We start from the raw sequence: 12,480 nt of genomic DNA, 5'->3' as shown, positions 1-12,480 counted from the left end.
CGTATGCTCGAAAGATGAAGCCCCCGCCCGTCCCCGCCCCCACCGCCAACGCCATGCGCCGCGCCCTCAAGCGCGCCCGCGACGGCGTCGCCCTCGACGTGTCCGAGGCCGCCGTGCTCCTCCGGGCCCGCGGTGCCGACCTGACCGACCTCTCCGCCTCCGCCGCCCGGGTGCGGGACGCCGGTCTGGCGGCGGCCGGCCGGCCCGGCGTCATCACGTACTCCCGCAGTGTCTTCCTGCCGCTCACCCGGCTCTGCCGCGACCGCTGTCACTACTGCACGTTCGTCACCGTCCCCGGCAAGCTCCGCCGCGAAGGACACGGGATGTTCATGTCCCCCGACGAGGTGCTGGACATCGCCCGCCGCGGCGCCGCGCTCGGCTGCAAGGAGGCGCTGTTCACGCTCGGGGACCGGCCCGAGGACCGCTGGCCGGAGGCGCGCGAGTGGCTGGAGGCACACGGGTACGACGACACGCAGGCGTACGTCCGCGCGATGGCCGTCCGCGTGCTGGAGGAGACCGGCCTCCTGCCGCACCTCAATCCGGGCGTGGTGACCTGGGCCGGCTTCCAGCGGCTCAAGCCCGTGGCCGCATCCATGGGGATGATGCTGGAGACCACCGCCGAGCGGCTGTGGAGCGAGCCCGGCGGGCCGCACCACGGCTCGCCCGACAAGGAACCGGCCGTACGGCTGCGGGTGCTGGAGGACGCGGGCCGCTCCTCCGTGCCGTTCACCAGCGGGCTGCTCATCGGCATCGGCGAGACGCCGGAGGAGCGCGCCGAGTCGCTGTTCGCGCTGCGCCGGGTGCAGCGGGCGTACCAGGGCCTCCAGGAAGTCATCGTGCAGAACTTCCGCGCCAAGCCGGACACGGCGATGCGCGGCATGCCGGACGCCGAGCTGGACGACCTCGCCGCCACCGTCGCCGTCACCCGGCTCATCCTGGGCCCGGCGATCGGGGTGCAGGCGCCGCCGAACCTGGTGGACGCGGAGTACGGCAAGCTCATCGCGGCCGGCATCGACGACTGGGGCGGGGTCTCGCCGCTGACCCCGGACCACGTCAACCCGGAGCGGCCCTGGCCGCAGGTCGACGAGCTGGCGGCGCGGTCGGCGGAGGCCGGGTTCGAGCTGCGTGAACGGCTCGCGGTCTACCCGGAGTTCGTGCTCCGCGGCGAGCCGTGGCTCGACCCGCGGGTGCTGCCGCACGTCAGCGCGCTGGCCGACCCGGAGACCGGCCTCGCCCGGGACGTGACTCCGCGGGGGCTGCCCTGGCAGGAGCCGGACGGCGGCTTCGCCGCCAGTGGCCGTACGGACCTGCACCGCACCATCGACAGCGAGGGCCGCACGGGCGACAGGCGGGCCGACTTCGACGCGGTGTACGGCGACTGGGAGGCACTGCGCGAGACCGCCCGGGAGCTGTCCGGCGACCCCGCCGCATCCTCCCCCGCCCCCGCCCCCGACGGCCCGGTGTCCGACGGCCCCGCCCCCGACCGTCTCGACTCCGAGATACGCGCCGCCCTCGCCCGCGCCGCCGACGACCCCACCCGGCTCACCGACGCCCAGGCCCTCGCCCTGCTGCACGCCGAAGGCCCGGCCCTGGACGCCCTCTGCGGCATCGCCGACGACCTGCGCCGCGCCACGGTCGGCGACGACGTCACGTACGTCGTCACCCGGAACATCAACTTCACCAACGTCTGCTACACCGGCTGCCGCTTCTGCGCCTTCGCCCAGCGCCGCACCGACGCCGACGCCTACACCCTCTCCGTCGAGCAGGTCGCCGACCGCGCCCAGCAGGCCTGGGACGTGGGCGCCGTCGAGGTCTGCATGCAGGGCGGCATCCACCCCGACCTGCCGGGGACGGCGTATTTCGACATCGCCCGCGCCGTCAAGGAGCGGGTGCCCGGCATCCACGTGCACGCGTTCTCGCCCATGGAGGTCATGAACGGCGCCGCGCGCACCGGCCTTTCCGTACGCGACTGGCTGACCGCCGCCAAGGAGGCGGGGCTCGGCTCCATCCCGGGCACGGCCGCCGAGATCCTGGACGACGAGGTGCGCTGGATCCTCACCAAGGGCAAGCTGCCCGCGGCCGACTGGATCGAGGTCGTCACCACGGCGCACGACCTGGGCCTGAGGTCCTCGTCCACGATGATGTACGGGCACGTGGACCAGCCGCGGCACTGGCTGGGCCACCTGCGGCTGCTCGCGGAGCTGCAGCAGCGCACCGGCGGCTTCACGGAGTTCGTCACGCTGCCGTTCATCCACACCAACGCGCCGGTCTATCTGGCGGGCATCGCCCGGCCGGGGCCGACGATGCGCGACAACCGCGCGGTCACCGCCATGGCCCGGCTGCTGCTCCACCCGCACCTCACCAACATCCAGACGAGCTGGGTCAAGCTCGGCGCGGACGGCGCGGCGCAGATGCTCCGCTCCGGCGCCAACGACCTGGGCGGCACGCTGATGGAGGAGACCATCTCGCGGATGGCCGGCTCGTCGTACGGGTCGTACCGCTCGGTGAAGGACCTCGTCGCCATCGCCGCCGCCGCGGGCCGCCCGGCCCGGCCGCGGACGACGACGTACGGGGAGGTGCCGGAGGAGCGGCTGCGCGCGGCGGAGGCGGCGGACGGCCGGCTGCCGGAACTGCTGCCGGTGCTGGGGCAGTAGCGGGCGGTACGGACCGGCGCGCCCGGTCCGTACGGAGGCGTCCCGGCCCGTACGGACCGGGGGCGCGCAGCGCGCGGAGGGGGCGCGTGCGGCGTGCGGACGGGAGGCCCGGACCGTACCGGACGGGCACCCGGACCGAACCCGTCCGGGCCCGCCCCCTCGCCGTCCCCGAGGCTCTAAGCTCGCCCCGGGGGAGGTGGCGCCGTGCCCGAAGTGCGTCCGTCCATGCAGGACTTGATCCGCGACCGCCGCCGGTCCGGCTTCGTCGGCCGGCAGCGCGAGATCACCGCGTACCGGGACAACTTCCGCTGTCCCCCGGAGGATCCGGCGCACCGTTTCCTCTTCCACTTCCACGGTGTCGCCGGCGTCGGCAAGACGTCGCTGCTGCGCCGCCTGCTGCAACTCGCCGGGGAGCAGGGCGCGCTGACCGCGCAGGTCGACGAGGCCGTGGCCAGCGTGCCCGAGGCGATGGAGGCGATCAGCACCCAACTCGCCCGCCAGGGCCACCCGCTGAAGGGCTTCGACCGGCTGCTCCAGCGCTACCGCCAGCGGCGCCACGAGGCGGACTCCGTCGTCGCCACCTTCGACGGCGCTCCCGGCCCGCCCGGCGCGGGGACGCCCGGCGTGCCGCACCAGGCGGGACCGGTGGACGCCGCGGGACCCGGGCCCGTCGCCCAGGCGCCCGCCGCCTCGCCCGCCGCCGGCATCGCCGCCCAGGCGGGGCTGGCCGGCCTCGGCCTCGTGCCCGGACTCGGCCCCGTCGCGGGCGCCATGGACCCGCAGCAGGTCGCGCAGAGCCTCGACCGCTGGCGCGCCGCGCTCTCCACCCGGCTGCGCAGCCACGACGACGTACAGCTCGTCCTCTCCCCGCTCCAGGCCCTCACCCCCGCCTTCCTGGACGACCTGCGCGGCGTCGGCACCGCCGTCCCGTGGATCGCGCTGTTCTTCGACACGTACGAGCGCACCGGACCCGTCCTCGACGCCTGGCTGTGCGACGTCATGACCAGCGACCGCTACGGCGCACTACCGGCCAACGTCGTGGTGACCCGCGCCGGGCAGCAGCGGCTCGACCCCGCCCGCTGGCCGGCCGGGGACTTCGCCGCGGAGCTGGAGCTGGAGCTCTTCACCGAGGAGGAGGCCCGCGGCCTCATCGCCGCCAGGGGCATCGCGGACATCCGGGTCGTGGACGAGATCCTGCACCTGTCCGGGCGGCTGCCGGTGCTCACCTCGATGCTCGCCGAGACGCCGCCGGTCCGCCCCGGCGGCGGGGATCCGAGCGGCACGGCGGTGGAGCGGTTCCTGAAGTGGGTGGCGGATCCGGTGCAGAAGGCCGCGGCCCAGGCCGCCGCGCTGCCGCCGTCGCTGGACGAGGACGTGTTCCGGGTCGCCGTCGCACCGGCCGCAGCCGGGCTGTACGGGTGGCTGCGCGCGCTGCCGTTCGTCAGCGACGAGGCGGGCCGGGTGCAGTACCACGGCGTGGTGCGCTCGGCGATGCTGCGGGTGCAGCGCACCCGCTCACCGCAGCGGTGGCGCGAGCAGCACCGCGCGCTCGCGGCGGCGCACGCCGGCTGGTGCGCGGAGCTGGAGGCGAGCCTGCCCGCCGACAGCGATCCGCGGGAGGAACGCTGGATGGACGAGCGGTGGTTCGGCCACCGCCGCAACCAGACGTACCACCTGCTCTGCGCCGACCCCCAGGGCGCGCTGCCCCGCGCCCGCCGCGACGCGCTCCAGGCCGCCGACATCGGCCCGGCCGAGACCCGGCGGTGGGCGCGGACGGTGGAGCAGGCGGGCACGGACGCGGACAGCGAGCCGGTACGGGACTGGGGCCGGCGGCTGCTGGCGGCGCTGGAGGAGAACGCCCGCGGCGTCGTCGAGGTGTGCACGTTCCTGCTGCGGGAGGCGGAGCTGACCGAGCCGGAGCGGGTGCTCGCGTATACGCTGCGCGGGCGGGAGCGCCGCAACGCCGACGAACTCGATGCCAGCGTCGCGGACTTCGACCGCGCCCTCGCGCTCGACCCGGCCTTCACCCGCGCGTACGCGGGCCGCGGCCAGGCGTACGTACTCCTCGACCGCTACGCCGAGGCCGAGGCGGACTTCACGCACTGCGTCGAGCACGACCCCGACCGCTCCTGGTCGCTGACCCACCGCGGCCGGGCCCGGCTCGCCCTGGAGCACTTCGACGACGCGAAGGCCGACCTGGGCCAGGCCATCGAGCTGGGCCCCTCCCCGATGACCTGGGCGATGCGCGGCGAGGCGCACCGCCTCACCGGCGCCCCGGAACAGGCGCTCGCCGACTTCGACCGGGCCGTCGACGCGGCCGACGGCGACTACGCGTACGCCATCGCCAGCCGCGGCCAGTGCCTCGCCAAGCTGGGCCGTACCGACGAGGCGATGGCCGACCTGGACCGGGCGCTGGAGCTGGACCCGCAGTGGTCCTGGTGCTGGACGGAACGCGGCCTGATGCACCAGCGGGCCGCGCGGTACGAGGCCGCCGTCGCCGACCACACCCGCGCGCTGGAGCTGTCGCCGGACTACGACTGGGCGTACGCCAACCGCGGTCACTGCCACCGGGCCATGGGCCGCCTGGACGAGGCGCTGGCGGACCTGGACCGGGCGCTGGAGATAGACCCGCAGTGGTCCTGGTGCTGGGGCGAGCGCGGTGAGGTGCACCGGCTCGCCGGCCGGACCGAGCGGGCGGTCGCGGACTTCGACCGGGCCGTGGAGCTGAAGGCGGACAGCCCTTGGGCGATCGCCAGCCGGGGCCAGTGCATGGTGACCCTGCGGCGGGTCGACGAGGCGATGGCGGACTTCGACCGCGCGCTGGAGATCGACCCCGGGATGGCGTGGGTGCTGGAGGAGCGCGGCGACCTGTGCCGGATCCTCAACCGCTTCGACGACGCGCTCGCGAACTACGACCGCGGCCTGGAGCTCGACCCCACGCTCGTCTGGACCCGGCTCGGCCGGGCCCGCACCCTCGGCTACGTCGGCAGGTCGGCGGAGGCGCACGCGGAGCTGGACACGGTCCTCGACGGCAGCCCGGACCACCTCGGCGCGCTGCACCTGCGGGGCCAGGTGCACGCGCTGGAGGAGCGGTGGGAGGACGCGCTCGCGGCGCTCGACCGCGCGGTCGAGCTGGACCCCGAGCAGCAGTCGGCGCTCGTCGACCGGGCCGAGGTGCTGATGGTCCTCGGCCGGTACGCGCAGGCGCGGCCGGACGTCACGGCCTCGCTCGCGGCCGATCGGGAGAACGGCTTCATCCAGTTCGACGACGTCCTGCTGGACCGGGTGATGCGGGGCCCGCAGCCCGCCGCGCGCTGGGCGGCGGTGGAGGCGCGGATGCTGGCGGACTGCGCCACCGACGTGGACGAGGCGGCATGCCGGCTGCTGTGCGGGATCGCCGCGGGGGACTGGGCGGCGGCGGACGCGGCTCTGCCGGAGCTGTCGTCCGGGGCGGCGTACTGGATGCTGCTCAAGGACCTGCGCGCGATGCTCCACGTGCTGGCCGCGGCTCCGGACACGGCGGCGGCGGACCGCGCCCGGATCGAGGGGTATCAGCGGGTACTCGGCGATTTGCTCCGCGAACTGCCCGGCGTTTGACGCGGATACACCCTCTGGCCTCTCGATTTCCCTCGATTACAGTGCTGGGCCGGAGCACGTGCCGACAGAGTGAGACCAGACAGCGAGACCAGACAGCGAGACCAGACAGCGAGACCAGACCGCGAAAGACCGAACGTCCGGACGGAGGTGGCCGAGTGACGACCGCACGCCGCACCTGGGGCCGCGCCGAGCAGCAGGACTTCCGCAGCAGAGTGCGCGGCTGCCTGCTCGGCGGCGCGATAGGCGACGCCCTGGGCGCCGGCGTCGCGGATGCCTCCCTGGCGGAGATACGGGACGAGCACGGCCCGGCGGGCGCCGCCGACTTCGCCCCCGCCCACGGCCGCCGGGGCGCGGTCACCGACGGCACCCAGATGACCCTGTTCACCGTCGACGGGCTCATCCGCGCCCAGGTGCGCCGCGACGGCGGCCGGTGGCACCCGCCGACAGACGTGCACGCCGCGTACCGCCGCTGGTACGCCACGCAGAAGGACTGGGGCCCCGACGAGCGCAAGGCCGAGGACGGCTGGCTCGCCCGCGAGGAGTGGCTGTACTCGCAGCGCGGCGCCCCCCGCGCCAGCCTGCGGGGCCTGGCCGACGACCGCATGGGCACGCTCCAGCAGCCGCGCAACCCCGAGGCGAAGGACCCCGGGGCCGTGGTGCGCTCCGCGCCGTTCGGGCTGCTGGTGGGCTGGGAGCCGCAGTTGGTCTTCCAACTCGCCGCCGAGTGCGCCACGCAGACCCACGGCCACCCGACCGGCTGTCTGGCGGCGGGCGCGTACGCGGTCGTGGTCCACGGCCTCGCCCGCGGCGACGCGCCGGAGGAGGCGGTGACGCGGGCGCTGGAGATCCTCGCCGGCCGCCCGGGCCACGAGGAGACCACCGCGGCCCTGCGCGCCGCGCTCGACGCGCGCCAGGGCCCGGACCCCGGCCCGGAGCAGGTGGAGCGGCTCGGCACCGGCGAGAGCGCCGCGGACGCCGTCGCCCTCGCCCTGTACTGCGCGCTGGCGGCGACCGACGTACGCCACGGGCTGCTCCTCGCCGTCAACCACGGCGGCGCCTCCGACGCCACCGGCTCCCTCTGCGGCAGCCTGCTGGGCGCGCAGCACGGCGAGACGGCGCTGCCGCCGGCGTGGGTGGCGGAGGTCGAGGGCCGCGGCACGATCCTCCAACTGGCCGACGACTTCGCCCTGGAGATGACCCTCGGCCCGGCGCTCCACGGCGAGACCGCCCCCAACGAGGCCTGGCTCCTGCGCTACCCGCGCTGACGCCGCTCCGCCCGCTCCTGCGCCACCAGCACCCCGTCGCCGTGCTCCCGCGACCACGCGGCGAGCGCCCACAGCGGCCCGAGCAGCGACTGCCCGCTGTCCGTGAGCCGGTACTCGACGCGCGGCGGGGCCTCGGCGTAACGCCGGTGCTCCACCAGCCCGTAGCCCTCCAGCCGCCGCAGCGTCTGGTTGAGGACCTTCGGGCTGATGCCCCCGATGGCCCTCCGCATCTCGGCGGGGCGCCGCGGCCCCTCGCTCAGCGCGAAGACCACGATGCCGTTCCAGGCGTGCGCGAGCACGTCGATGCCCACGCGGGCGCGGCAGTCCGCGAGAAAGGGGCTGGTGTGCACCGGGACGGCCGGCAGCGTCTCGCTCATTCCCACTCCTCCTCCTGCTTGCTGCTCTCGTCGTCCTTCTAGCGCATCCGTTACGCACCGAACGGTGCCTTTCGGTCTTCCTAGTGTCCCCGTCAGGCACCGCGGACACGGGTCGCGCGGGTGAGGACCGAAGGAGGAGCGACGATGCGTATCGGAGTGCTGGGCACCGGGGCCATGGCGGACGCGCTGGCCGGAGCGTGGGCGCGCGCCGGTCACGACGTGCTGGTCGGCGGGCGGAACGCGGCGAAGGCGGCGGAACTCGCGGAGCGGGTCGGCGGCCGGGCCGGCAGCCCGCGTGCGGCGGCCGGGTTCGGGCCCGCCGTGCTGCTGGCCGTGCCGTACACGGCGCTGGCGGACGCCCTGCGCCGGGCGGGCGCGGGGGAGGGGGTGCTGCGGGGACGTACCGTCGTCGACTGCACCAACGCCCTCGACACGGCGACCATGGAGCCCGATCCGGACCTGCTGGCCGGGGGGCCGAGCGCCGCCCGGCGGATCGCCGGTCTCGCCGGCGGCGCGCATGTCGTCAAGGCCTTCAACCTCGCCCCCGCGGACGTCTGGCGGCGCAGCCGGCCCGGGCCCGGGGACACCCGGGTCGCCGTGCCGCTGTGCGGGGACGACGAGGACGCGCTGGCGGTGGTGCGGACCCTCGTACGGGAGGCCGGGGGCGAGCCGCTGGACGGCGGGGGACTGGACCGGGCCGGGCTGCTGGAGGCGGCGGCGGCCCTTGCGGCCGGCCTGTGGCGCCAGGGCCGGCAGCCGCGCGAGGTCTTCGGACCGGTCGCGAGCTAGCTAGGCGGAAAAGGCCGAGCCCTCTCGGCCGGGACGGCGAGCCAGTCGAGAGGGCGATCGGACATGCGGATCGGACATGCGGTTGTGCAGATTCCGGTTCTACGTCACGGAGTCACCGTCGGTCAGACGGTACGGAAAGCGCCGCCGGCCGCCTCGGCCACGAATGCGGCCCACGAGTCGGGGGTGAAGTCCAGGACAGGACCGTCCGGGACCTTCGAGTCGCGCACCGAGACCAGCCCGGGGGCGGTCGAACGCACCTCGATGCACTCGCCGTTGCCCGCGGAGTAGGTCGACTTGGTCCAGGCGCCGGTGGCGCCGAGTTCGATTGCCATGTTCTTCTCCGGTTTGCTGAGGGACTCAACTTCTTCCTGCCCGTTCCAGGCCGGAGTGTTGTCGACGCCCCGGCCCGACGCCGAGACGCTACCGCTCACCCACCCACCGGTCAGGGAGCTTTCACTCAACCGGATGGCGAAAGGCCACTGCGCTTCCGGAGCGTCCCGGTACGGGTGTACCGTGCCTCCGTTTCGGGATACCCGGCCGCGCACCCGATTATCAGGGAGCGTACTTCTTGGCCGTATCCGCGATGAATTTCCGGGTCTGTTCCGGATTGAGTGCCTGCGCCCGCAAATGTTCGTACATCATGCTGTAGTTGTGGACGTCGTCGCTCTTCTCCAGGTAGAGATCGCTGGTGACGCCCTCCAGATAGATCACGCTGGAGTCGGACTCCTCGGGGAACTCCAGAATCGCGTACTGCCCCGTGACCCCCGGGTGCGCGCCCGTCTCGAACGGCAGCACCTGCACCGTGACGTGCGGCAGCCGTGACACCTCGATCAGGTGCTCCAACTGCTCGCGCATGACCGGCGCGTTGCCCACCACCCGCTGCAGCGCGGCCTCGTCGAACACCGCCCACAGCCGCAGCGGCTGCTCCGTCTCCCTTATCCGGTCCTGCCGCCGCATCCGCACGTTCACGCGCTTGTCGACGTCCTCGGTGGTCATCTCCGGCGAACTGCCGGAGATGACGGCCTCCGCGTACCCGCGCGTCTGCAGCAGCCCCGGCACGACGAGCGACTGATAGATCCGCAGCGAGGCGGCGGCGGTCTCCAGGCCGATGTAGACGCTGTACGGCACGTCCCCGAAGGCGTTCCACCAGCCCTGCTGGCGGGACTCCTTCGCCATCTGCATCAGGGAGCTGACGATCCGCTCGTCCTCCACCTCGTACACCCCGCACAGGTCGCGGACGTCCCGCTGGCTGATGCTGCGCCGGCCGTTCTCCAGCCGGCTGATCTTCGACTGCGAGACCAGCAGCCGGTCCGCGACCTGCTCCGCGGTCATGTTCTTCTGCTCGCGCAGCCTGCGCAGCTCCTGGCCGAGACGGCGTCGCCTGACGGTGGGGTTGACGTTGGACGCCAAGGGAGTTGCACCTCCGGGTGCGTAATCCGCGTACGGACGTATCTCATTACTGGGTGCAGCCTGCCACCGACGGAGTGTGCGCCGCTGCGATCGTCGCGAAATCGCCGCAGAGGGCAAAGGTTTGGCCCACAATGTGCGCCGCGCGAGGCGTCGGGGGTGTGCCGCGGCCACCGCGGCCGCGGTACGTCACGGGAGCCGGCGGAGCCGCCGGAACGCAGGGTAGGGCCCCGTCCCGTCGAGACCACTCGACGGGACGGGGCCCTGCGTTGCGGCTCCCGTTCCCGGGTCCGGCGCACCGGCGTGCGACGCCTCGCCCGTACGCGGATGCGTGCGTACGGGCGCGGCGTCGCCTGCGACGACCGCCGGGCGGGCTCAGCGCACCGCGGCCGTCCGGATCATCCCCGCGCGGCGGGACCCCGCGGGAACTCCGGCAGGCTGTGCGACAGCCGGCGGACGGGCCGCGGGACGGCCGCCTCCGGGTGTGCGCCGCGGCTGAGCGGTGACGCCGTTCTGCACGTCCATCACGGCGTGCGCCACCAGACCGCCCATCGGGTCGTGCCTGATCAGATCCCGGAGCCGGGAGCGCGCGGAGCGCCCCTCGTTCCCGGGGTAGAGATGCTTGCCGAGTCCGACCGCATGGGCCAGCGCGGCAAGCGCCGCGGTCCGCGGGTCCGGCGGGACGCCGGTGCGGATCGCGCTGTCCAGCCGGGCACGTATCTCCCGGCTGATGGCGGTGTCGGTTGCCTGATATCGAGTGGTGGGGAGTACCCCGCACATTTGGCTCTCCACGGCATGCACCATGCCGCAGCGCTCCAGATGAGCGAGATACGTCTGGCGCAACCCCAGACGTGGCCCACCTATCCAGTTCACCGCGCGCACGGGACTGCCCCGGCGACGCAGCAACTCAAGCGCTGTGTCCAAAGTGGGGTCCCCGGTCGGACGCGGAAGTATCACGGCGATACGATCCCCGTCCGGGGCTATTCGCCCGGCCAGAGCGAGCTCGACGAGCTGTGCTCCTGCCAGGCCGAGGTCGAGCGACTGCGGCTGCGCAGTGGTACCCGTGGCCGGGTCCAGTGCCAGCAGCAGAAGCTCCTCCGGAAGTGTTCTGCGGCTCCTGCCCATCCATGCCTCCCCGCGTGGATGAATGACAGGGTGACGCCTCTCACATTGGTCTGTCGAGAGTGCGTGGGCGCTTTGATCGGGAACCTGTAGGTATGTCGTTCTCGTCTCTCAGATGCGGGCGAGAGACGGCTGCGTCCCCTTAGGGTGGGTGGCCACGCCTGGTTGACGCGGTTGTGCGGTTGTGACGCAGGAGGAGGAAGTCGGTGGCGGTCGAGTCCCCCGGGAGGCCCGAGGAGCAGCAACCGTCGGGGTCGGCGACCGTGGACGAACACGAACCTCGCGATCCGGACGGCGGACGCGATCCGCGCCTGGCGTTCACGTCCTCCACCGACAACGCCCCCACCGCTGCGCCGGTTCCCGCCCAGGGGGGCGAGGAGCGAACCGGCCCCGGGGCGGCGGCGGATGAGGCCGCGGACGCGCGGGGCGATGCGGCGGACGGCGAGCCCGGGGACGGCCGGGAGGTAGAGGGCGACGGCTCCGGCGGTAGGACCGGCGACGGCAAGCGCCGGTCCCGGCCGAAGACCACGAACGGCGCCGCGGCGAAGCCCGCGAACAAGAACGGCACGGCGCCGGCGCGCGGCGAGGGTTCCGGCACGAAGGCGGCGGGGCCGAAGCCGAAGGGCGCGGCGGGGGAGCCTGCGGACGAGGACGGCGAGGCGCCGCGTGCGGACGCGGGGTCGGCATCCGAGCGGAAGCCGAAGGCCCCGTCCGGCGCGAAGCGCACCGCCGCGGGGAAGCCGGCGGGTGACGGCGACGGCGGCAAGGCGACGGGTTCGGCGAGCGCCGAGGGCTCGGCCGTACGGACCGGATCCCGTCCGAGGACCGGGGACACGACGTCCGGCGGGGCTGACGCAGGTGCGGCTTCGGGTGGTCGCGCGGCGACGGGTGCGGCCGGCGCCGAGGCCGCGGCCACGCCTGGTGCGAAGGACGACGCGGCGGCGAAGCCCGCGAGCGACGACGGCAAGGCGTCAGGCCGGTCGACGCGCCCGGAGGGTTCCGGCACGAAGGCGGCGTCCGGGCCGAAGGCCAAGGCCGCCCCGAAGACGAAGAGCGGCAAGGCACCCGGGCAGGCTTCGGGGGCCGAAGCCCCGGCCCCGGCCCCCAAGAAGCGCCCCACGGCACCGCCCGCTCCGAAGCCCGCCGGATCGGCCGACGCCGAGTCGCCGTCGGCCGACGGCGACGCCGCCGCGAAGGGCGCCACCGCGCCCAAGCAGGCCGCCGCGGGTGCTGCGCCGCGCCCGAAGCCCAAGCACGACGCGGCCGGCG

At 74.4% G+C, this 12,480-nt stretch carries 8 protein-coding genes; 4 read left to right on the top strand and 4 right to left on the bottom strand.

What is annotated here, in order from left to right:
- Positions 1-14 precede the first annotated feature (14 nt).
- The 3 genes from ABGA99_RS20735 to ABGA99_RS20725 all read left to right on the top strand — a co-directional run bounded on the left by ABGA99_RS20735 (position 15) and on the right by ABGA99_RS20725 (position 7,516).
- Entirely contained in the window at positions 15-2,654 is a 2,640-nt protein-coding gene (locus ABGA99_RS20735) for a bifunctional FO biosynthesis protein CofGH (protein ID WP_347583164.1), read from the top strand.
- A 204-nt stretch (positions 2,655-2,858) separates the two neighbouring features.
- Positions 2,859-6,251, top strand: a complete 3,393-nt coding sequence (locus ABGA99_RS20730) for a tetratricopeptide repeat protein (RefSeq protein WP_347583163.1) — start codon at positions 2,859-2,861, stop codon at positions 6,249-6,251.
- Positions 6,252-6,406: 155 nt separating this feature from the next.
- Positions 6,407-7,516, top strand: coding sequence for an ADP-ribosylglycohydrolase family protein (locus ABGA99_RS20725; protein WP_347583162.1), 1,110 nt, complete (start codon positions 6,407-6,409; stop codon positions 7,514-7,516).
- On the opposite strand, the gene ABGA99_RS20720 is transcribed toward ABGA99_RS20725, so the two are convergent.
- Positions 7,504-7,893 (bottom strand): helix-turn-helix domain-containing protein, encoded by a 390-nt coding sequence (locus tag ABGA99_RS20720; RefSeq protein WP_347578997.1) that lies wholly within the window; start codon positions 7,891-7,893, stop codon positions 7,504-7,506. The genes ABGA99_RS20725 and ABGA99_RS20720 overlap by 13 nt on opposite strands.
- A gap of 144 nt (positions 7,894-8,037) precedes the next feature.
- Here ABGA99_RS20720 and ABGA99_RS20715 point away from each other — a divergent pair, with 144 nt between their 5' ends.
- The gene (locus ABGA99_RS20715; protein WP_347578998.1) at positions 8,038-8,682 is read left to right on the top strand and encodes an NAD(P)-binding domain-containing protein; all 645 of its coding nucleotides are present in this window, start codon (positions 8,038-8,040) and stop codon (positions 8,680-8,682) included.
- Positions 8,683-8,804: 122 nt separating this feature from the next.
- On the opposite strand, the gene ABGA99_RS20710 is transcribed toward ABGA99_RS20715, so the two are convergent.
- The 3 genes from ABGA99_RS20710 to ABGA99_RS20700 all read right to left on the bottom strand — a co-directional run bounded on the left by ABGA99_RS20710 (position 8,805) and on the right by ABGA99_RS20700 (position 11,214).
- Positions 8,805-9,014, bottom strand: a complete 210-nt coding sequence (locus tag ABGA99_RS20710; protein ID WP_347578999.1) for a DUF397 domain-containing protein — start codon at positions 9,012-9,014, stop codon at positions 8,805-8,807.
- A 220-nt stretch (positions 9,015-9,234) separates the two neighbouring features.
- Positions 9,235-10,092 carry a helix-turn-helix transcriptional regulator gene (locus ABGA99_RS20705; protein ID WP_347579000.1) on the bottom strand — a complete coding sequence of 286 codons (858 nt, stop codon included), beginning with the start codon at positions 10,090-10,092 and terminating at the stop codon, positions 9,235-9,237.
- Between the two features lie 372 nt (positions 10,093-10,464).
- Complete coding sequence (locus tag ABGA99_RS20700; protein ID WP_027770634.1) at positions 10,465-11,214, bottom strand: GPP34 family phosphoprotein; 750 nt, start codon at positions 11,212-11,214, stop codon at positions 10,465-10,467.
- Positions 11,215-12,480 lie beyond the last annotated feature (1,266 nt).

The sequence above is a fragment of the Streptomyces sp. B5E4 genome, from assembly GCF_039871555.1.
Classification (GTDB): Bacteria; Actinomycetota; Actinomycetes; order Streptomycetales; family Streptomycetaceae; genus Streptomyces.
This window is presented reverse-complemented; position numbering and strand designations above follow the sequence as displayed.